Origin of the sequence: Streptomyces canus 299MFChir4.1 (assembly GCF_000383615.1) — a bacterium.
Lineage (GTDB): Bacteria > Actinomycetota > Actinomycetes > Streptomycetales > Streptomycetaceae > Streptomyces > Streptomyces canus_C.
Map to the genome: position 1 here is coordinate 192,433 of NZ_KB911593.1, position 19,247 is coordinate 211,679.

22 protein-coding genes are annotated in these 19,247 nt (G+C 68.8%); 16 read left to right on the top strand and 6 right to left on the bottom strand.

Annotated elements, in window-relative coordinates:
* Nucleotides 1-70 precede the first annotated feature (70 nt).
* Complete coding sequence (locus tag H293_RS0125610) at nt 71-472, top strand: winged helix-turn-helix transcriptional regulator (protein WP_020120698.1); 402 nt, start codon at nt 71-73, stop codon at nt 470-472.
* Between the two features lie 30 nt (nt 473-502).
* Here H293_RS0125610 and H293_RS0125615 read toward each other — a convergent pair whose 3' ends face one another.
* Nucleotides 503-985 (bottom strand): hypothetical protein, encoded by a 483-nt coding sequence (locus H293_RS0125615; RefSeq protein WP_020120699.1) that lies wholly within the window; start codon nt 983-985, stop codon nt 503-505.
* A 130-nt stretch (nt 986-1,115) separates the two neighbouring features.
* On the opposite strand from H293_RS0125615, the gene H293_RS0125620 reads away from it, so the two are divergent.
* Nucleotides 1,116-1,451 (top strand): YnfA family protein, encoded by a 336-nt coding sequence (locus H293_RS0125620; RefSeq protein WP_028808192.1) that lies wholly within the window; start codon nt 1,116-1,118, stop codon nt 1,449-1,451.
* Between the two features lie 10 nt (nt 1,452-1,461).
* On the opposite strand, the gene H293_RS0125625 is transcribed toward H293_RS0125620, so the two are convergent.
* A complete protein-coding gene (locus tag H293_RS0125625; protein ID WP_020120701.1) occupies nt 1,462-1,893 on the bottom strand; it encodes an ester cyclase in 432 nt (143 codons plus the stop codon).
* 134 nt (nt 1,894-2,027) lie between these two features.
* Here H293_RS0125625 and H293_RS0125630 point away from each other — a divergent pair, with 134 nt between their 5' ends.
* The 3 genes from H293_RS0125630 (at nt 2,028) to H293_RS0125640 (ending at nt 3,921) form a co-directional block, all read left to right on the top strand.
* The gene (locus tag H293_RS0125630; RefSeq protein ID WP_020120702.1) at nt 2,028-2,804 is read left to right on the top strand and encodes an SDR family NAD(P)-dependent oxidoreductase; all 777 of its coding nucleotides are present in this window, start codon (nt 2,028-2,030) and stop codon (nt 2,802-2,804) included.
* On the top strand, nt 2,801-2,935 hold the full coding sequence (locus H293_RS60270; protein WP_020120703.1) for a hypothetical protein: 135 nt from the start codon (nt 2,801-2,803) through the stop codon (nt 2,933-2,935). Before H293_RS0125630 ends, H293_RS60270 begins: the two co-directional genes overlap by 4 nt.
* 188 nt (nt 2,936-3,123) lie before the next feature.
* The gene (locus H293_RS0125640) at nt 3,124-3,921 is read left to right on the top strand and encodes an LAGLIDADG family homing endonuclease (RefSeq protein WP_020120704.1); all 798 of its coding nucleotides are present in this window, start codon (nt 3,124-3,126) and stop codon (nt 3,919-3,921) included.
* 39 nt (nt 3,922-3,960) lie between these two features.
* On the opposite strand, the gene H293_RS0125645 is transcribed toward H293_RS0125640, so the two are convergent.
* Nucleotides 3,961-5,154, bottom strand: a complete 1,194-nt coding sequence (locus H293_RS0125645; RefSeq protein ID WP_020120705.1) for an RtcB family protein — start codon at nt 5,152-5,154, stop codon at nt 3,961-3,963.
* A 205-nt stretch (nt 5,155-5,359) separates the two neighbouring features.
* On the opposite strand from H293_RS0125645, the gene H293_RS0125650 reads away from it, so the two are divergent.
* The 3 genes from H293_RS0125650 (at nt 5,360) to H293_RS0125660 (ending at nt 8,605) form a co-directional block, all read left to right on the top strand.
* A complete protein-coding gene (locus H293_RS0125650; protein WP_020120706.1) occupies nt 5,360-6,172 on the top strand; it encodes a hypothetical protein in 813 nt (270 codons plus the stop codon).
* A gap of 253 nt (nt 6,173-6,425) precedes the next feature.
* Complete coding sequence (locus tag H293_RS0125655) at nt 6,426-7,247, top strand: DUF3558 family protein (protein ID WP_020120707.1); 822 nt, start codon at nt 6,426-6,428, stop codon at nt 7,245-7,247.
* A 104-nt stretch (nt 7,248-7,351) separates the two neighbouring features.
* Complete coding sequence (locus H293_RS0125660) at nt 7,352-8,605, top strand: DUF2637 domain-containing protein (protein ID WP_020120708.1); 1,254 nt, start codon at nt 7,352-7,354, stop codon at nt 8,603-8,605.
* Nucleotides 8,606-8,665: 60 nt separating this feature from the next.
* Here H293_RS0125660 and lysS read toward each other — a convergent pair whose 3' ends face one another.
* On the bottom strand, nt 8,666-10,414 hold the full coding sequence (gene lysS, locus H293_RS0125665; protein ID WP_020120709.1) for a lysine--tRNA ligase: 1,749 nt from the start codon (nt 10,412-10,414) through the stop codon (nt 8,666-8,668).
* 141 nt (nt 10,415-10,555) lie between these two features.
* Here lysS and argS point away from each other — a divergent pair, with 141 nt between their 5' ends.
* Complete coding sequence (argS, locus tag H293_RS0125670; RefSeq protein WP_020120710.1) at nt 10,556-12,319, top strand: arginine--tRNA ligase; 1,764 nt, start codon at nt 10,556-10,558, stop codon at nt 12,317-12,319.
* A 28-nt stretch (nt 12,320-12,347) separates the two neighbouring features.
* Here argS and H293_RS0125675 read toward each other — a convergent pair whose 3' ends face one another.
* Nucleotides 12,348-12,749, bottom strand: a complete 402-nt coding sequence (locus H293_RS0125675) for an ATP-binding protein (RefSeq protein ID WP_020120711.1) — start codon at nt 12,747-12,749, stop codon at nt 12,348-12,350.
* A gap of 113 nt (nt 12,750-12,862) precedes the next feature.
* Between H293_RS0125675 and H293_RS0125680 the strand changes: the two genes are divergently transcribed.
* From H293_RS0125680 to H293_RS0125710, 7 genes are all read left to right on the top strand, one after another.
* Entirely contained in the window at nt 12,863-13,687 is an 825-nt protein-coding gene (locus H293_RS0125680; protein WP_020120712.1) for a helix-turn-helix domain-containing protein, read from the top strand.
* Entirely contained in the window at nt 13,684-13,860 is a 177-nt protein-coding gene (locus H293_RS0125685) for a DUF397 domain-containing protein (protein WP_020120713.1), read from the top strand. The genes H293_RS0125680 and H293_RS0125685 overlap by 4 nt, the downstream gene beginning before the upstream one ends.
* A gap of 36 nt (nt 13,861-13,896) precedes the next feature.
* Complete coding sequence (locus H293_RS0125690; protein ID WP_020120714.1) at nt 13,897-14,721, top strand: DUF4253 domain-containing protein; 825 nt, start codon at nt 13,897-13,899, stop codon at nt 14,719-14,721.
* A 154-nt stretch (nt 14,722-14,875) separates the two neighbouring features.
* A complete protein-coding gene (locus H293_RS0125695) occupies nt 14,876-15,202 on the top strand; it encodes a hypothetical protein (RefSeq protein WP_020120715.1) in 327 nt (108 codons plus the stop codon).
* Entirely contained in the window at nt 15,202-16,449 is a 1,248-nt protein-coding gene (locus tag H293_RS0125700; RefSeq protein ID WP_020120716.1) for a putative T7SS-secreted protein, read from the top strand. The genes H293_RS0125695 and H293_RS0125700 overlap by 1 nt, the downstream gene beginning before the upstream one ends.
* Nucleotides 16,446-16,949 (top strand): hypothetical protein, encoded by a 504-nt coding sequence (locus H293_RS0125705; protein WP_020120717.1) that lies wholly within the window; start codon nt 16,446-16,448, stop codon nt 16,947-16,949. The genes H293_RS0125700 and H293_RS0125705 overlap by 4 nt, the downstream gene beginning before the upstream one ends.
* Before the next feature lie 307 nt (nt 16,950-17,256).
* On the top strand, nt 17,257-17,730 hold the full coding sequence (locus H293_RS0125710) for an RICIN domain-containing protein (RefSeq protein ID WP_020120718.1): 474 nt from the start codon (nt 17,257-17,259) through the stop codon (nt 17,728-17,730).
* A 103-nt stretch (nt 17,731-17,833) separates the two neighbouring features.
* Here the strand turns inward: H293_RS0125710 and H293_RS0125715 are convergent, their stop codons facing one another.
* On the bottom strand, nt 17,834-19,030 hold the full coding sequence (locus H293_RS0125715) for an aminotransferase-like domain-containing protein (RefSeq protein ID WP_020120719.1): 1,197 nt from the start codon (nt 19,028-19,030) through the stop codon (nt 17,834-17,836).
* Between the last annotated feature and the right edge of the window lie 217 nt (nt 19,031-19,247).

The following is a 19,247-nucleotide window of genomic DNA, read 5'->3' on the forward strand; positions in this document are numbered from 1 at the left end:
ACCCTAGGAAGAGCTACTATCTATTCGGAAGTAGTTACCTGAAGGTGCCTACCTACCCCGGAGGAGAGCCATGCCGACCACGACGGCGGCCCAGCGGCGCGAGCAGGCCCGCGTGGAGTACGACGCGTTCATCAAGGGCTGCCCCACCAACCAGCTCCTGGACCGGCTCAGCGACAAGTGGGTCAGCCTCGTCGTCTCGGCCCTCTCCACCGGCCCCATGCGCTACAGCGACCTCAGCCGAAAGATCGCCGGCGTCAGCCCCAAGATGCTCACCCAGACCCTGCGCTCCCTGGAACGCGACGGCATCCTGACGCGCACCGTCACCCCCTCCGTCCCGGTCCGCGTCGACTACGCCCTCACGCCCCTGGGCAGCAGCCTGGCCGGCCTGCTCACCGCGGTGAAGAGCTGGGCGGAGACCCACATCGAGGAAGTCCACGAGGCGAGAGAGCGCTACGACGCCTCGACCGACTGACGTGACCCGCGGCCCGCGGCCCGCGGCCCGTCAGAAGTAGTACTGGTCCCCGCTGTCCAGCACCAGCACCCGCTGCCGGTCGTTCTCCCGGTTCCGGTCCACCGTCCCGCCGTTCCACACCGTGTCGATCTCCAGCAGCACCTCCGCCGGCGCCCCCCGCAGCCGTACCCGCATCGTGACCCGCTCCCCGATCCCGTCCGCCGCCAGCGCCCCCACCCGGCACAGCACCACCCGCTCCGCCGACCGCGCACACCCCGCCGGCAACGTCTGCTCGTTCACGAGCGGCTCGGACCACTGCAGCCGTACGGTCGCGTCCGGCACCGCGGCGGGCCCGTGATTGCGCGGCGTGAACCGCACGTCCACCAGACCCCCGGCCATGGACGCGGCCCCGTGATACGCCAGATCCGCCTCGGGCCCGGGCGCCCCGGCCCCGTCGCCGGCCACCGCCGTACCGCCACTCATCACCATCGCGACCACCGCACCCGCCACCGCACGCACCCGCAGACCCCGCATGCCACCCACTCCTCGCTCCAGCCGCCCGAACCTCCGCGGTCGCAGGGATGTATCCCACGTACGGCGAACGACAGGCGCCCTCCATCAGGTGACACAGGCCCCGGCGAACCGGCGTGCGAAGCTGAACCCCATGCTCGTAGTGCGCTCCGTCGCCCTCTTCGTCGTGGCCGCCCTCTTCGAGATCGGTGGCGCCTGGCTGGTCTGGCAGGGCGTACGGGAGCACCGCGGCTGGATGTGGACCGCGGGCGGCGTCCTCGCCCTGGGCGCCTACGGCTTCGTCGCCACCTTCCAGCCCGACGCCCACTTCGGCCGCATCCTCGCCGCGTACGGCGGCATCTTCGTGGCCGGCTCGATCCTGTGGGGCATGGCGGCCGACGGCTACCGCCCCGACCGCTGGGACCTCACGGGCGCACTGATCTGCCTCGCGGGCATGGCAGTGATCATGTACGCCCCGCGGGGCGACTGAGCGGCCGTCCTCAAGGAGTCTCGTCGGGCAGCAGCCCCAGCTGCCCCAGGAACTCCATCTCGTCGAAGTAGAGCCGGTAGTCGACGATCCGCCCGTCCTTCACGGTGGCGATGTCCACGCCACGGATCCGGACCTCCTTCTGGGTCGCGGGCAGCGTCTCGCCCGTGGGCAGCTGGATCGGCCCGGTGTTCCGTCCGCTGAAGACGCCCTCGTCGATGGCCGTGTCGCCGCTCTCGTACGCGTGCAGCGTCTCGAACGTGCCGTCGGGGACCGTCTCCGTCATCTGCCGCCAGTACTCGACGATGTTGTCGCGCCCGCGGATCTCTCCCTCGTCAGGCGTGACGGCGACCGCGTCCTCCGCGTAGAGCTCGGCGATGGCCTTCAGATCCGGGTGCGTGACCGCCTCGGTGAGCCGGTCCATGACCTCGCGCGCTTCTCCCATGATCCACCTCCGCGTGTCAGGGGATCACCCACCTCATTTTCTCACCGGACCGCGATACGGACCGCCCGGAGCGTCGGACCACGGCCGACCTATCCTGGCGGGAGTCCGCACCCCCGCACGCCCCAGGAGCAGCCATGGCATCCGCCGCCCCGTCCCCCGCGTCCCGGATCGCGATCGTCACCGGGGCGAGCAGCGGCATCGGCGCGGCGACCGCACGGCAGCTCGCCGCGGCCGGCTACCGCGTCGTCCTGACCGCCCGCCGCAAGGACCGCGTCGAGGCGCTCGCGGAGGAGATCAACGCGGCGGGCCACCAGGCGACGGCCTACCAGCTGGACGTGACGGACCGCGCGGCCGTCGACGAGTTCGCCACCGCCTTCAAGACGGTCGGCGTCCTCGTCAACAACGCCGGCGGCGCCCTGGGTGCCGACCCGGTGGCCACCGGCGACCCGGCCGACTGGCGCACGATGTACGAGACGAACGTCATCGGCACCCTGAACGTCACCCAGGCCCTGCTCCCCAAGCTCGACGCGAGCGGCGACGGCACGATCGTCGTGGTCTCCTCGACGGCGGGCCTCGGCACCTACGAGGGCGGCGCGGGCTATGTCGCCGCCAAGCACGGTGAACACGTCCTCGCCGAGACCCTGCGCCTGGAGATCGTCGGCCGCCCGGTCCGCGTGATCGAGATCGCCCCCGGCATGGTCAAGACCGACGAGTTCGCCCTGACCCGCTTCGGCGGCGACGAGACGAAGGCCTCCAAGGTCTACGAGGGCGTCGCCGAACCCCTCACCGCCGACGACATCGCCGACACCATCACCTGGGCGGTCACCCGCCCCAGCCACGTCAACGTCGACCTCCTGGTCCTGCGCCCCCGCGCCCAGGCCTCCAACACAAAGGTCCACCGAGACCTGTGACCGGACCCGAGAAGGACAGAAAAGACCCCCACGACGAACGCCACATGTGGTGGTGGCTCGCCTACTTCCTCTTCGGCATCCACATCGTGGCGTTCGTCATGATCTACGCGGTGATGCACGCTCCGAAGTGAGCGCGGCGGATCACCCACAGGGATGAACCTCTTCGATCACCTGAACACCCCCTGAACTGGCGACCTAGGCTCACGCCACCACATCAACACGACGGCCCTCGACCGGGATGCCGCCCAGTCGAGGGCCTGTCCAGCAAGGAAGTAGAGGCTTCCCTGTGGCTGAATGCGAGCCTAACGCCCCCCAGTTCATGGACCTGACGGTCCCCGAGTACGCGTACATGTTCGGCTTCTTGCAGGCGGACGGGCATCTCTGTCAAGGTGCGGGCCAGAAAGGCCGCCTGAGCGTCGAACTCAACAGCAGAGACATCGATCTGCTGTACCGGTTCAAACATCTGACTCCCTACAACAGCAGCGTCACCGAGCGCACCCGGACCACAAACTTCGCCGAACATCACACTTCGGCGGTGTGGACCCTGTGCTCCCTTGAGGCACGCACGAAACTAAACAGCCTCGGTCTGCCATACGGCCGCAAGTCCCGACTGATCGCCCCACCAAGCGTGGCCTTCTCGCATCGTGACTACTTGCGAGGACTCATCGATGCCGACGGCTCCATCGGCCGCACGGGCCAGGGCGTTCCGTTCATCTCGTTGACCACGTCGAGTACGGCCATCGCTGCCCATCTGTGCACCTACGCGAGGGACATCACCGGAGTGGAGCGCACGACGAACCGCAACACACGCGACGGGGTCTACAACCTCACCTACGAGAAAGAGGCAGCCCAAAGTCTGGCGGCCGACCTCTACTACGCAGGCTGTCTGTCTCTTGGACGCAAGCAGGTGAAGGCAGACGCAGCCGCCTCCTGGACCCGCCCGTACGACATGCGGATCGTGCGCTCAAGGCGCTGGACGGCGCCTGAAGACCAGATGCTCCTCCAGTCCGACGACGTCGTGGCAGTGGCCGAGAAACTCGGACGCAGCGAGCAGAGCTGCCGGATGCGCCGATGGCGACTGCGCAACAGCCGGATGCTGATGCCAACCGATGAATGACGCGAGAAGGCCCCCGGTCCCGCCGGGGGCCTTCTCGCGTCAGCCCTTGACGCAGATGAACTGCTTCAGCTTCGCCACGACCTCGACGAGATCGCGCTGCTGCCCCATCACCTGGTCGATGTTCTTGTAGGCGCCCGGGATCTCGTCCACGACGCCGGAGTCCTTGCGGCACTCCACGCCCCGCGTCTGCTCCTCCAGGTCCCTGGTCGAGAAGCGCCGCTTGGCCGCGTTGCGGCTCATACGCCGACCCGCGCCGTGCGAGGCCGAGTTGAAGGCCTTCTCGTTGCCGAGGCCCTTCACGATGTACGAGCTGGTGCCCATGGAACCGGGAATGATCCCGTACTCACCCGAGCCTGCACGAATCGCTCCCTTACGAGTGACCAGGAGGTCCATGCCCTCGTAGCGCTCCTCCATCACATAGTTGTGGTGGCAGGAGATCTCCGTCCCGAATGTCGGCTTCGCCTTCTTGAACTCCTTGCGAACCACGTCTTTCAGGAGCGCCATCATGATCGCACGGTTGTACTTGGCGTACTCCTGGGCCCAGTACAGATCGTTTCGGTAAGCCGCCATCTGAGGAGTGTCCGAGACGAAGACGGCGAGATCGCGGTCGACCAGGCCCTGGTTGTGCGGCAGTTTCTGGGCGACCCCCATGTGATACTCCGCCAGCTCCTTGCCGATGTTCCGGGAACCGGAGTGCAGAGTGAGCCATACCGCATTCTCAGAATCGAGCAAAAGTTCGATATAGTGGTTGCCCCCGCCAAGCGTCCCCATCTGCTTGACCGCCCGCTCCCCCCGGAACTTCACCGCCTCCGCAACCCCCTCGAACCGCCCCCAGAAGTCGTCCCACCCCCCGGTCGCCATCCCATGGAACCGCCCCGGCTCGACGGGACTGTCATGCATCCCCCGCCCCACCGGAATGGCCTGCTCGATCTTCGACCGCAGCCGGGACAGGTCCCCCGGCAGGTCGTTCGCCGTGAGGGACGTCCTCACCGCCGACATCCCGCAGCCGATGTCCACACCCACCGCCGCCGGGCACACCGCACCCTGCATCGCGATGACGGACCCGACCGTCGCCCCCTTGCCGTAGTGGACGTCGGGCATGACGGCCAGCCCCTTGATCCACGGCAGGGTGGCCACGTTCCGCAGCTGCTGGAGCGCCACGTCCTCCACCGTCGCCGGGTCGGTCCACATACGGATCGGGACCTTGGCGCCCGGCATCTCCACGTACGACATATCGTCCTCATTCCCCCGGAAAACAAACAGAAGTCTCAAAACGCAAAACCGGTGCCAAGGTCGACTTATGGGATGACGGACCGGCGTTCACGGCAGTGCGTGCGATACACATTGTCTGCTGGGGACGCCCCCGTGCGGCAAGCGAATAACCTGCGGGGACACTGAGATCCCCACGAGTCGGAGACATTCCGAGAGGAGCCCCACCGTGCAGCGGAAGGCCTACGTACCCGGCGTCGCCGCCCTCCTCGCGGCGCTGCTGGCCGGCTGCACCGGCAGCTCCGGCGGCGGCACGACGGATGACGCCAACCCCGACGACGCCGGCACCGCCTCCGTCGCCGCCCAGCCCGGCAAGTACCGCACCCTCCCCGAGGCCTGCGGTGCGGTCGGGCAGAGCACCCTCGACACGCTCCTGCCCGGCATCCAGCAGATCGCCGACGCGGATCAGCGCGCCAGGGCGTACGAGGGCGACGCCACGCTCACCTACGACACCGACCGCAAGGTCGGCTGCCATTGGAAGGTGGAGGCCCCGGACGCCACCGAGTACCTGTCGATCGACTTCGAGCGCGTGGTGTCGTACGACAACGCGGTCAGCGACGACAGTCAGGCGCAGCAGCTCTTCGCGCAGGCCGAGGAGAAGGCCGATCTGCCGGTGGTGGCGACGGCGAGCGTCACCTCGGACGTGGCGGAGAGCGGCACCGCGAGTCCCACGTCCTCTCCCACGGCCACGGCGAGCGGTTCCGCGAGTCCGGGCGGTTCGGCTTCGGTGCCCCCGTCCGATCTCCAGCCCCGTGTCCTGGACGATCTGGGTGACGAGGCGTTCCTGGACGACGCGTTGGGCAGCTCGGGTTCGACGGCCCAGCAGCGCAAGGTGACTGTGGCGTTCCGCACGTCCAACGTGATCGTGACCATCGAGTACGAGGAGCAGCCGACGACGGTCGGCGTCACGCCGGACAGCAAGGAAATGCAGGACAACGCCCGGAAACTGGCCTCCCAGCTGGCCGGGTCGCTGTCCGGCTGAGCGCTCTGCACACACCCCTCACTCCTGCGCACAAGGCCTTCGAAGCTGGACCGCACAGCATCCTCACCGCGTACCGTGGCCCCTCGGACCCGATCCGACGGCAGGAACCACAAGCGTCATGAGTGAAGGAACCATGCAGCGACGAGCAGAGCGTGACCAGGGTGTTCTGGGGGCCCCTCCCACGTCTTTCAGGCAGTGGGGGAGAGCGAAGCGTCTTCACCGCGTCCTTGTCTGCGCGGCCGCAGTCCCGGTGATGCTGATCGCCGCCGGCTGCTCCTCCGACTCCGGCTCCGGCTCCGGCGGCGACGGGGGAAGCAGTGCGAACAGCGGCAAGGGCGCGGACAGCGGTGCGTCCGCCTCGCCGAGCACGGCGCCCACGGTGCAGGCGGCGGCGTACAAGTCGCTTCCCGAGTCGTGCGGGGTGCTGTCCTCGAAGACCCTGAAGTCGCTCGTGCCCAAGGCCCCGAAGTCCGGCAAGAAGGGCACGTCGGAGGCGGGTACGCGCGGCAGTTGCTCCTGGAGCAGCCTCGACAACAACGGGGTCAAGGGCTCCCAGTTCCGCTGGTTGAACGTCTCGCTGCTGCGCTTCGAGTCGGACACCTCGCGCGGTACGGGCGAGGCGCAGGCGGCGAAGTACTACGAGCAGCAGATCCAGGACGCCCAGTCGGTGGCGGGGGCGAAGAACGCCAAGTCGCAGGCGGTTTCCGGGACGGGTGACGCGGCGACGCTGGTGCGTTACGACCTGAAGAAGAAGGAAGGCGCCTTCAAGCAGCAGACGGTCGTCTCGCGCGTGGAGAACGTGGTCGTCACCGTCGACTACAACGGCGCGGGTCTGGCCGGCGACAAGGCGCCCAGCGCGGACGCCCTCGCGAAGCTCGCGGAGCGGGCGGCCAAGGAGACGGTGACCGCGGTGTCGGCGGCGAACGGCGAGGGTGCGGCGAGCCCGGCCCCCTCGGAGTCCGCGTCGGGTTCGAAGGCCCCGTCGAAATCCGCGTCCCCGTCGGCGTCGAAGTCGGCCACGGAGTCGGCCTCGAAGTCGGCATCTCCGTCCAAGTCGGCCGCGAAGAAGAGCTGAAGAAATACTGAGGGCCCATACCGGCCATCCGTGCGCAGCACATATGTGCCACTCTGGTGCGCGCAACAACACGTACAGGGAGGGGAGTACGGGTGTCCGCGCCCATGCAGCTGACTCGCATGCACCGCGTTCTCATCAGCGTGGTCGTGTTCGGTGCCGTGATCATCGCCGGCATCGGCTTCGCGGGGTCCTACGCGGCCGTCCGTGAACTCGCCGTCCAGAAGGGCTTCGGGAACTTCAGTTATGTGCTCCCGATCGGTATCGACGCGGGTATCTGCGTCCTGCTGGCCCTGGACCTGCTTCTGACGTGGATCCGCATCCCGTTCCCGCTGCTGCGGCAGACGGCGTGGCTCCTGACGGCCGCCACGATCGCCTTCAACGGCGCGGCGGCCTGGCCGGATCCGCTGGGTGTGGGCATGCACGCGGTGATCCCGATCCTGTTCGTGGTGTCGGTGGAGGCGGCCCGGCACGCGATCGGCCGGATCGCGGACATCACGGCGGACAAGCACATGGAGGGGGTCCGCCTCACCCGCTGGCTCCTCTCCCCCCTTCCGACGTTCCTTCTGTGGCGCCGCATGAAGCTCTGGGAGCTGCGCTCCTACGAGCAGGTCATCAAGCTCGAACAGGACCGTCTGGTCTACCAGGCCCGTCTCCACTCCCGCTTCGGCCGGGCCTGGCGCCGCAAGGCGCCGGTGGAGTCCCTGATGCCGCTCCGCCTGGCCCGGTACGGGGTTCCGCTGGCGGAGACGGCACCGGCGGGTCTGGCGGCGGCGGGCATAGAGCCGGCGCTGCTGCCTCCGGCTCCGGAGCCCGCCGAACTCCCCGCGGCCGCCCGTGCCGTAGCTGCGGACAGTCGTCCCGCTGTGGCGGCTCCCGTCCCGCCGCAGGCCGCCCACCGACCTGAGCCGGAACCCGAACCCGACCAGAGCCCGTGGTTCGAAACCCCCAAGCAGGTCGAATACCAGGGCGGCTACAACCCCGACTACGACCCCGCGGAGCAGTACAACCGCTGGTACGAGGAGCAGTTGGAAGCCGAGCAGTACCAGCTCCAGCAGATCCAGTACGAGGAGCCTCCCAGGGAGCCCTCGATGGAGGAGACTGGCAGCTTTCCCATCCCGGTGAGCAACGGCCGTACCCGGGAACTCGGCGAGGGCGGCGGCACTCCGGAGCCGACGGAGGAGGACTTCTACCAGGTCTTCAAGAAGTCGATAGACGGCAGCTACCCCTCCCCCGGCCAGCTCAGGGGGGACGTGGAGGCGACGTACGGCGTGGTGCTCCCGCAGCGCGAGGCCGAGCGCATGGTCAACCGCTTCACGAACCGCCACACGGCGGAACTCCAGGAAGACCACATCGCCTGAGCCACCCGGACATGAGAAAGGGGCCCTCCACACCGGAGGGCCCCTCTTCCGTACCGCCTGTTACTCCCCGAGCAGCGCCCGGACCCGCTCCTGACCGACGGCCAGCAGCAGCGTGGGCAGCCGGGGCCCGGTGTCCCGGGAGACCAGCAGCCGGTACAGCAGGGCGAAGAACGTCCGCTGGGCGGTCTTGATCTCGGCCGGCAGCTCCTTGGGCGTGGCGTCCGCGGAGAACCCGGCCTGCACCTTGGGCACGCCGTACACGAGGTGGGTGAGCCCGTCGAGCGACCAGTTCGAGGCGAGACCGTCCAGGAGCAGCCGCAGCGACTGCTGGGAGGCCTCGTCGAGGGACTTCAGCAGTTCGGCGTCGGGTTCGTCCCGCACGATGGTCCGCTGGTCGGCGGGCACCTGGGTGTTGATCCAGGCCTCGGCCTTGTCGTAGCGGGGCCTGGCCTCGTCCAGCGCCGACAGCGGGTTGTCGGGGTCGAGCTCGCTGAGGATCCGCAGCGCCTGGTCCTCGTGCCCGGCGGTGATGTCGGCGACGGAGGCGAGCGTCCGGTACGGCAGCACGCGCGCCGTCCGGGGCAGCTCGGCGTCGGCCGTGCCCACCGCGCGGGAGTGCGCGGCCACGTCGCCCGGCAGCGCGGAGCCGTCGGCGACCTTGGCGTCCAGCTTGTCCCACTCGTCGTAGAGCCGCTGGATCTCCTGGTCGAAGGCGATCTTGAAGGACTGGTTCGGCCGGCGGCGGGCGTAGAGCCACCGCAGGAGCTGCGGCTCCATGATCTTCAGGGCGTCACCCGGCGTGGGCACCCCGCCCTTCGACGACGACATCTTCGCCATGCCGGAGATCCCGACGAAGGCGTACATGGGCCCGATCGGCTGCTTTCCGCCGAAGATCCCGACGATCTGCCCGCCGACCTGGAAGGAGGACCCCGGGGACGAGTGGTCGACCCCGCTGGGCTCGAAGACGACACCCTCGTAGGCCCAGCGCATCGGCCAGTCGACCTTCCAGACCAGCTTGCCGCGGTTGAACTCGTTCAGCCGGACGGTCTCGGAGAACCCGCAGGCGTTGCAGGTGTACGACAGCTCGGTCGTGGCGTCGTCGTAGGAGGTGACGGTGGTGAGGTCCTTCTCGCAGTTGCCGCAGTAGGGCTTGTACGGGAAGTACCCGGCGGAGCCGGAGGACCCGTCGTCCTCGGCGGCGGCGCCCGACCCTTCGGCGGCCTCGACCTCGGCCTCGTCGAGGGGCTTCTGCTGCTGCTTCTTCGCAGCGGCGGGAGCCTTCTTGGTCCGGTACTGGTCGAGGATCGCGTCGATGTCCCCGCGGTGCGCCATCGCGTGCAGGATCTGCTCGCGGTAGACGCCCGAGGTGTACTGCGCGGTCTGGCTGATCCCGTCGAACTCGACGCCGAGCTCGGCGAGCGCGTCGACCATGGCGGCCTTGAAGTGCTCGGCCCAGTTCGGGTGGGCGGACCCCTTCGGCGCGGGCACCGACGTCAGCGGCTTGCCGATGTGCTCGGCCCACGACTCGTCGACGCCGGGGACCCCGGCCGGCACCTTCCGGTACCGGTCGTAGTCGTCCCAGGAGATGAGATGCCGCACCTGATGTCCCCGCCGCCGGATCTCGTCGGCGACGAGGTGCGGGGTCATGACCTCGCGCAGGTTCCCGAGGTGGATCGGTCCCGAGGGCGACAGCCCGGACGCGACGACGACCGGTTTGCCCGGGGCCCGACGCTCCGACTCCTCGATGACCTCATCCGCGAAACGGGAGACCCAGTCGGTGGTCTCAGCGCTCTGACCCACGATCGGCACGTCCTCTTTGACTGAAGTTACTGAAGCTTGATGGACGCCCCCATTCTCCCAGACGGTCCCGCGCCGGAGAAAACCGCTTTACCCCCCATGGGATACTGACGGTGTCTATCTGATCCCCCGAGGAGAACGGCACCCACTCCCATGGCCCCGGTCACGTCCCTCAGCGACTCCGTCAACCAGCAGCTCGGCTCCGCGATCTCCGCCACCGTGCCGGAGGCCTCCGCGGACCCACTGCTGCGACGCAGCGACCGGGCCGACTTCCAGGCGAACGGCATCCTGGCACTCGCCAAGAAGGCCAAGGCGAACCCGCGGGACCTGGCCACGCAGGTGGTGTCGCAGATCGTCACCGGTGACGTGATCAAGGACGTCGAGGTCTCCGGCCCCGGGTTCCTGAACGTGACGATCACGGACCGGGCGATCACCGAGACCCTGGCCGCGCGTTACGAGGACGGCGACCGTCTCGGCGTACCGCTCAAGGATGAGCCCGGCACCACGGTGATCGACTACGCCCAGCCGAACGTGGCGAAGGAGATGCACGTCGGGCACCTGCGCTCCGCGGTGATCGGCGACGCCCTGCGCGGCATGCTCGACTTCACCGGTGAGAAGACGATCGGCCGGCATCACATCGGCGACTGGGGCACCCAGTTCGGCATGCTCATCCAGTACCTGATCGAGAACCCGGGCGAGCTGGCCCCCCCGGACGAGGTCGACGGCGAGCAGGCCATGTCGAACCTGAACCGGGTGTACAAGGCGTCCCGTGTGGTCTTCGACTCCGACGAGGAGTTCAAGGAGCGGGCGCGGAAGCGGGTCGTGGCCCTCCAGTCCGGCGACAAGGAGACCCTCGAACTCTGGCAGCAGTTCGTGGACGAGTCGAAGGTCTACTTCTACTCGGTCTTCGAGAAGCTGGACATGGAGATCCGCGACGAGGAGATCGTCGGCGAGTCGGCGTACAACGAGGGCATGCCCGAGACCGCCCGTCTCCTGGAGGAGATGGGGGTGGCGGTCCGCTCCGAGGGCGCGCTGGTCGTCTTCTTCGACGAGATCCGCGGCAAGGACGACCAGCCGGTGCCGCTGATCGTGCAGAAGGCGGACGGCGGCTTCGGCTACCCGGCCTCCGACCTGACGGCGATCCGCAACCGTGTCTCCGAGCTGCACGCGACGACACTGCTGTACGTCGTGGACGTACGCCAGTCGCTCCACTTCAAGATGGTCTTCGAGGCCGCCCGCCGGGCCGGCTGGCTGTCCGACGACGTCACCGCGCACAACATGGGCTACGGCACGGTGCTCGGCGCGGACGGCAAGCCGTTCAAGACGCGTGAGGGCGAGACCGTCAAGCTGGAGGACCTGCTGGACGAGGCGGTCGAGCGGGCCACCGCGGTCGTGCGCGAGAAGGCCGAGAAGGTGGGCCTGACCGAGGAGGAGATCGTCGAGAACGGGCGGTACGTCGGGATCGGCGCCGTGAAGTACGCGGACCTGTCGACGTCGCCGAACCGTGACTACAAGTTCGACCTGGACCAGATGGTCTCGCTCAACGGCGACACGTCCGTGTACCTCCAGTACGCGTACGCCCGTATCCAGTCGATCCTGCGCAAGGCGGGCGAGAGCGCCACTCCGACCGCGCACCCGGAGCTCGAACTCGCCCCGGCGGAGCGGGCGTTGGGCCTTCACCTGGACGCGTTCGGCAACACGGTGTTCGAGTCGGCCGCGGAGTACGCACCGCACAAGCTGGCCGCGTACCTGTACCAGCTGGCGTCACACCTGACGACGTTCTACGACCAGTGCCCGGTCCTGAAGGCTGACACCCCGGAGCAGACGGAGAACCGTCTGTTCCTGGTCGACCTGACGGCCCGGACCCTGCACAAGGGCATGGCGCTGCTGGGGATCAGGACGCCTGAGAAGCTCTGACCGTCCCCTAGGCGGTGTGGCGCGCGTTCTACGGCAACCCGAACTCGCACCACACCGCCTTTCCCAACTCCCGCTCCCGCACTCCCCACTTGTCGCTCAGCGCGGACACCAGCAACAGCCCCCGGCCGCCCTCGTCCCCGTCGTGCACGACATGCGGCACCCCGGTTCCGCTGTCGTGCACCTCGACGAACAGCGCGTGCACCTCGTGGCGCAGGAACAGCCTCAACTGGCGTCCCGGCGGCACCCCGTGCAACAGCGCGTTCGTCACCAGTTCGCTCACGCAGAGCAGCACGTCGTCCGCCCGCGGGGTCTCCGCGAGCCCCCAGCCGGTCAGGGTCTCGGCCGTGAAGCGGCGGGCGGCCTGCGCGGATCGGCGTTCCCGGCGGAAGAAGCGCTCACGCAGGAGCGGTAGTCGGATCGTCTCGTTCACGGGACGAGAGTTGCGGAGAGTGACTACCGTTGATCACTCGGTGAACCCGTACAGATTTTTTGTACGGGCTCGTACCCGGTGACGTACGCGCGCCAAAGGGGATGGACCAATTCATGAGCGCCAGGAAGCCGCGGCCGAAGAACCTCACGTCCCTGAAGATGCTGGGCAAACAACTCGGCACCGCGCGCCGCGCCGCGGGCCACACCCAGACCGCCCTCGCCGATCTCGTCCGCGTCGACGAGGAGACCATCGCGTCGATCGAGCAGGGCAGACGGACGCTGAAACCGGACCTGGCCGCGGTGCTGGACGAAGTACTGGAGACGAAGGGGATGTTGGCGGCGGGGGTGGCCAACCTGCCCGACATCGACCAGTTCCCGATGTGGGCCGAGCTGTACGTCGAGCACGAGCGCGAGGCCATCGCCCTGTCCTGGTACGACGCTCTGGTGGTACCAGGGCTGCTCCAGACCGAGCCGTACGCGCACGCGTTGTTGAGCGGGCGTGTCCCGGCGTACGACTCTGACGAGTTGGAGACGAAGGTCGCGGCGCGTGTCGGCCGCCGGGAGATCCTGCACCGCAAGGTCCCGCCGACGCTGAGCTTCGTCGTCTGGGAGCCCGCGCTCCTCATGCCGACGGGCGGCCGCGAGACGCACCTGGACCAGTTGCGCTTCCTGCGCGAGTGCGCCGAACTCCCCTGCCTGTCCCTACAGATCCTGCCGCTGAACCGCTCGTCGCACGCCGGTGACGCAGGCCCCTTCACGCTCCTGGAGACCCCCGACCACCAACACCTCGCGTACACCGAGTCCCAGCGCGGCAGCCAGTGGGTATCCGACGCAAACGAGGTGTCCATCCTCGCGCGCAAATATGCGATGCTGCGAACTCAGGCCCTCACCATCGAGGACTCCAGACGCCTGTTGGACCGTCTGCTAGGAGAGCAATGAGCACGGCACTTCAGTGGTTCAAGTCGACCTACAGCAGCAGCGAGGGCGGCCAGTGTCTCGAAGTGGCCCTCTGCCCCCAAGCCATCCACATCCGCGACTCCAAGAACCCCGAGCCCACCCTCCGGGTAACGCCGGCCACCTGGACCGCCTTCACCACCACCCTCAAGCAGTGACCGCCATTGTCAGTGGCTCCCCCTACAGTCACTGACATGGCGACTCTTCCCAACCCGCTGCCCGCCCTGGCGGCAGACCCGAGCGGACGTTCCCTCGGGCTCGGACTCCCGCTCGGGAGACTGATCGACGCGACCGAAGACGGCCCGTGGCACGAGCCGTTGCTGTGGCATGCCGAGTACGCGGCGTCCTCCGGCGCCTGGACCGCGCTGGGCGCCCCGGCCGCGCGAACCGGTCTGCTGCCGGTGCTGATAGAGGTCGGCGGTACGCAAGGCGGCCCGGACGAGTGGGAGTTGATGCCCGGGGAGATGTCGTACCCCGGTGACCACGACCCCGAGGAACTGCTCGCGGAGTACTGGGCGTACGCGGTCGAGGACCCCGACGACCTCGACGCGACGATCGCCCCCTACGACGAGACCTGGCCCGGCCTGGCCCCGGCCCCCGAGTCACTTCCCGCCGACCCCGACACCCGTGCCGCCGAGACCGCCGACGCACTGCTCGACGAGGGGTCTTGGTTCAAGGAGCCGCGTCTCGCCCTGGTCCCGGCCCGCCGCAGCGCGGACATCCCGGCGGCGATCGGCTGGACGGGCCCCCTGAACTACGAGAACGACGTGTCCCGCCTCTGCGCGGTCCTCCGCTCCTGGGAGGACCGCTTCGGCATACGCGTCGTCGCGCTCACCTTCGACCAGCTGGTCCTGTCCGTCGCCGCCCCGCCCACGACGAAGGACGAGGCGGAGGCCGTCGCCGCCGAGCACTTCGCGTTCTGCCCGGACAACATCACCCAGGGGCACCACGAGACCCTGTCCGAGTACGCCGAACACGCGGTGCTGGGCCAACGCGTCTGGTCCTTCTGGTGGGACTGACCGGCCCCGGGAAGCACCCGAAGCGAGCAAGGCAAACCAGAGGTCTCCCATGAGCAAATTCCCTTTCAAGTCGCCTTCACCGATATCGACTCACGGAATCCGTCGCTAAACTCCCTACTCGTTTGCGGTCCTTAACAGGGGGAGGGCGCTCACCATGCCGGACGGCTTTTCCGTGGACCTCGGCGCGCTACGCAAGGCCGCCTCCGGGATCAGCACCACGCTGGACGCGATGGCCACCAAGAAGGTGAGTGACATCGACGCTCCCAAGGGCGACTTCGGGCACGACGCGCTGGCCTCCGCGATCGTCGACTTCACCGACCGGTGGAACATCGGCGTCTCGCACCTGGCCTCCGACGGCGCCGAGGTCTCCGACCGGCTGAACCGCTGCGTCAAGAACTACGAGGCGGCCGAGGACCACATCCAGCTCTCCGCCGAGGGCATGCTCCGGTCGTCGTCCGGAACAGACCCGGGGGCGTCCTGATGGCGCAGCTCGGCGAGACGTCGGATCCTCGCGAGCTCGTCCCCGGCTCACCGGACTCCCTGACCACGACCGCGCAGTCCCTGCTCGCCTACGGCGATGTCCTCATCGAGGCCGGCGAAGGACTGGCGAAGGTCGACACCGAGGACGGCTGGCGGGGCCCTGCCGGCGACGCCTTCCGGGACCGTTTCCACGGCCAGCCCGCCCGATGGACCGAGGCGGGCAACGAGTTCCACACCGCCGCGAACGCCCTGTACGACTACCTGCACACCCTGCGCGCGGCCCAGCAGCGCGCGGCCGAGGCCATATCGCAGTACGCGCGCGGCGAGACGGCCACCACGAACGCCAAGAACGCCCATGACCGGCAGGTCGGCGAGGCGCGCGGCAGAGGGGACAACACCCAGATCCCCTTCGACGATCCCGGTGAGGCGGACCGTGCCGCCGCCCGTGCGGCTCTCGACACCGCTCGCGGCAACGTGGAGACCGCCGGACACACCGCGGCCGCGCTGGTGCGGAAGGCCACCGAGTCCGCCCCGGAGCGCCCGGGGTTCTGGTCCAAGGTCGGCGACTTCCTCGGTGATGTGGGCGACGGTCTGGTGGACGGCGGCAAGACGGTCGTCAACGACCTCGCCTCCTTCGGCAACGCCATGGTCCAGCACCCCGGCGACAGCGCGGCGATGCTCGGCGGCATGCTCCTGGCCGGCGTCAGCGCCGGCGGCGAAGGTCTCGGCGTCGCCCTGGACGCCACCGGGGTCGGTGCCATCGCCGGGGTACCCCTCAACGTCGTGTCCGCCGCCGGGATCACCGCGGGCGTCGGGCTGGCGGGCGCCGGCGCCGTGGATCTCGCCCAGCACGCCACGAGCGACTCCCAGGTCGAACCCCTCCGTATGAACAGCGAGGGCTCGGGCACCGGTGGCTCCTCACAGCAACCGGCGTCCGATCTGATCAAGAACGGCCAGCAGTACAAGGGCACCGGCGGCCGTGGGGGGAACAACCTGCCGGTGGAGAACGGCCCGAAGGACGGCACCCTCTACAAGACGGACCCGCAGACCGGAAAGGTCACCAACTACACGACGTACGACTCCGAGGGCCGTGCGGTGAAGCGGGTGGACCTGGAGGGCCGTCCGCACGGCGGGGTGGACACCCCGCACGTCGTAGAGTACGAGCGCAACACCAACCCGAAAACCGGCCAGGTCTTCGTGCGGCCGTCGAACGAAGTACGCGCCGCGTTCCCCTGGGAGATCCCGTGACCAGCAGCAAGCCGTCGTGGTCCGACCGGAAGCTGCCGGCGTTCTTCACCCGGTGGCGTACGGACTGGAAGGACGAGGACCTCACCCCGGCCAACTACCTCGACTTCGAGGGCGGTCTGCGGTTCGTTCTGGCCGCGGCCTGGCTGTTCTGCCCGGAAACGGTCGAGTACCGGGGTGGTGTGTTCCTCAAAAGCCGGTTCGGTCAGGAGAATGTCGACGACTGGTTCACAAAGCTGGGCGACGACAGGGAACGTGTCGAAGCGGTCACCAACCAGGTCAAGTTGTGGGACACGTTCGTCAACACACCCCTGACGGACGACGACCAGCTCGGCGAGGAACTGCCCCAACTCGCGCTGGCCCTGGGGGAATGCTGGCAGGGCGTCCTGTCCGTCCGGTACCCCGACCTGGAGGTCACCGTCGAGGTGAGCGACGAGGAGGACGGGGCCTACGGTCCGACCGTGACCTTCTGGACCTCCCCGTCCGTCACGCCCTTCGGCTAGGGCGTTTCGTTCAGATCATCGGATCGTTGGTCCGGTGTGTCGTTGACTGACGCGCAGTGGGCGCGGTTGGGCGGTCTCCCCTTCTTGCGGGCCCTGGCCGCATGCTGGTGGGCTCGCACGGTCGTGGAGTCCACCGGCGGCCGACCACCGGCCTCCGCGCCACGGAAGATCCTCCGTCCCACCGGAAACCGCCTCCTCTAGGACCTTCAGGAGTCTTCGGCGGGTTTTCCCCATTTTGCAGGCATAAGCAATGGTGTTCGGGGATCCTGTTGAGGTACTTCTGACAACCACCGTAAGGAGACCCCGAGTGCGCCGCCCGACCCGGAAAGCGTTCGCCGCCCTCATCGCCGCAGCCGGCCTCGCCTTCCCCCTCCTCACCCCCACACCCGCCTCGGCTGCCACCACCACCAGCCGCTTCGCGAACTACCGCTACGGTGACTGCCTGCGCGAGAGCGACGAAACCGAGCTCAAGGGCGACCGCTGCAACAGCGGACGCGGCAGCATCCTGTGGCACTGGAACGGCCGCCTCAACACCAGCACCACTCTTAAGAACTACACGTGGGGCCGTTGCCTCGACAGCAATGACCGGGGCGACGTCTACCCCCTGCCCTGTAACGGCGGCTCATACCAGAAGTGGCGCACCGTCCAGCCCGCCGCCCGCAGCGCCATCATGCTCCAAAGCGTCGGCACGGGCCGCTGCCTCTACCAGCAGGACAACGGCTACTACCGCACTGCCCGCTGCGACCGAGGCGCCCAGAACCAGCGCTTCACCATCGGCTGAACGGATCTCCCGACCGCTTCTAGATGCCGCCGGCCGAGCAGCTCTTCTTTTACGCGAGGCCGGAAGGCGGTCCCTGAATCATCAGCGCACTCGTCACCGGCGCCTAGCCCGACAGCCCCTCCCCCAGCCTCCGCAGCCCCTCCCCGATCTCCTGAGGCGTCTGCGTCACGAAGCAGAGCCGCAGGCTCGAGCGGTCGGGCTCACCGGCGTAGAAGGGCGCGCCGGGGACGTAGGCCACATCCCGCGCCACGACCTGCGGCAGCAGCGCGGTGGTGTCGTACGACGACGGGAGCCGTGCCCAGAGGAACATGCCGCCCTCGGGACGCGTCCAGGCCGACCCCTCGGGCAGGGCCTCGGCCAGGCCCGCGAGCATCGCGTCCCGCCGCTCCCCGTAGACCCCCGCGACGCGCCGGACATGCGCGTCGAGGTCCCGGTCGGCCAGATACCGTGCCGCGGCGAGCTGGTTGACGGTCGGGGTGTGCAGGTCGGCGGCCTGCTTGGCGACCGCGCAGGCCCGCCGCAGCTCACCGGGCGCCCGCAGCCAGCCCAGCCGCAGTCCGGGGGCCATGACCTTGGAGAAGGAGCCGAGCAGCACGACCCGGTCGCGGACCTCCTCGTGGGCGGCGATCCACGGCACCCGCTCACCCTCGAAGCGGAGTTCGCCGTACGGGTCGTCCTCGACGATCCACAGCCCGCGCCGCGCGGCCACGGACGCGACCGCGGCCCGGCGCCCCGCGGACATGGTCCGCCCGGTCGGGTTCTGGAAGGTGGGCACGGTGTAGAGCAGCTTGGGCCGCTCCCGCAGGACGAGTTCCTCCAGCGCCACGGGGTCTGGCCCCTCGTCGTCCCCCGGCAGGGCCACCACGCGGGCGCCCGCGAACCCGAAGGCCTGAAGAGCGGCCAGATAGCAGGGGCTCTCGACGAGGACCGTGTCCCCGGGCTCGATCAGCGCGGTGGCGAGCAGCGACAGCGCCTGCTGCGAGCCGGTGGTGACGAGGACGTCGTCGGCGTCGGTGGCCAGCCCGCGTACCGACATCCGCTCCGCCAGGGCGGCCCGCAGGACGGGCTCGCCCTCGGTGGTCGAGTACTGAAGGGCCCGCTCGGGCACCTCCGCGAGCACCGCCCGGTAGGCGTCCGCGATCCCCTCGGCGTCGAACAGTTCGGGCGCCGGCAGTCCGCCCGCGAAGTTGATGACCTCGGGGCGGGCGGTGACGGCGAGGATGTCCCGTACCGGCGACCCACCGACCGCCCGGGCCCGGGCGGCGAGCGGCGGCACGGAAGCGAACGTGGGCACCGTCATGGCACGGCTCCTTCGACTGCGGACTGCTACGGCTGGTCAGCGCAGCCTAGGTAACTGAGTGCCGCCTACAAGCACCTTTCCGCGATACGGACATCGCGTCACCCCGTCCCGCGTCCCGCATCCCGCCGGAGGGACTCGGGAAGGCGCATCCGCGCAGGTCAACGCGGCCCCCGGTACGACGCCGTCCCGAATCCCCCGCCAGGGCTGGCGATCGCGC

What these genes read in the sequence shown, in the direction of transcription:
- H293_RS0125615 (WP_020120699.1), bottom strand. Translation starts at nt 985, where the DNA reads ATGCGGGGTCTGCGGGTGCGTGCGGTGGCGGGTGCGGTGGTCGCGATG.
- H293_RS0125630 (WP_020120702.1), top strand. Translation starts at nt 2,028, where the DNA reads ATGGCATCCGCCGCCCCGTCCCCCGCGTCCCGGATCGCGATCGTCACC.
- argS (WP_020120710.1), top strand. Translation starts at nt 10,556, where the DNA reads ATGGCCCCGGTCACGTCCCTCAGCGACTCCGTCAACCAGCAGCTCGGC.
- H293_RS0125690 (WP_020120714.1), top strand. Translation starts at nt 13,897, where the DNA reads ATGGCGACTCTTCCCAACCCGCTGCCCGCCCTGGCGGCAGACCCGAGC.
- H293_RS0125645 (WP_020120705.1), bottom strand. Translation starts at nt 5,154, where the DNA reads ATGTCGTACGTGGAGATGCCGGGCGCCAAGGTCCCGATCCGTATGTGG.
- H293_RS0125680 (WP_020120712.1), top strand. Translation starts at nt 12,863, where the DNA reads ATGAGCGCCAGGAAGCCGCGGCCGAAGAACCTCACGTCCCTGAAGATG.
- H293_RS0125695 (WP_020120715.1), top strand. Translation starts at nt 14,876, where the DNA reads ATGCCGGACGGCTTTTCCGTGGACCTCGGCGCGCTACGCAAGGCCGCC.
- H293_RS0125610 (WP_020120698.1), top strand. Translation starts at nt 71, where the DNA reads ATGCCGACCACGACGGCGGCCCAGCGGCGCGAGCAGGCCCGCGTGGAG.
- H293_RS0125685 (WP_020120713.1), top strand. Translation starts at nt 13,684, where the DNA reads ATGAGCACGGCACTTCAGTGGTTCAAGTCGACCTACAGCAGCAGCGAG.
- H293_RS0125625 (WP_020120701.1), bottom strand. Translation starts at nt 1,893, where the DNA reads ATGGGAGAAGCGCGCGAGGTCATGGACCGGCTCACCGAGGCGGTCACG.
- H293_RS0125655 (WP_020120707.1), top strand. Translation starts at nt 6,426, where the DNA reads ATGCTGATCGCCGCCGGCTGCTCCTCCGACTCCGGCTCCGGCTCCGGC.
- H293_RS0125660 (WP_020120708.1), top strand. Translation starts at nt 7,352, where the DNA reads ATGCAGCTGACTCGCATGCACCGCGTTCTCATCAGCGTGGTCGTGTTC.
- H293_RS0125620 (WP_028808192.1), top strand. Translation starts at nt 1,116, where the DNA reads ATGCTCGTAGTGCGCTCCGTCGCCCTCTTCGTCGTGGCCGCCCTCTTC.
- H293_RS0125715 (WP_020120719.1), bottom strand. Translation starts at nt 19,030, where the DNA reads ATGACGGTGCCCACGTTCGCTTCCGTGCCGCCGCTCGCCGCCCGGGCC.
- H293_RS0125700 (WP_020120716.1), top strand. Translation starts at nt 15,202, where the DNA reads ATGGCGCAGCTCGGCGAGACGTCGGATCCTCGCGAGCTCGTCCCCGGC.
- H293_RS0125640 (WP_020120704.1), top strand. Translation starts at nt 3,124, where the DNA reads ATGGACCTGACGGTCCCCGAGTACGCGTACATGTTCGGCTTCTTGCAG.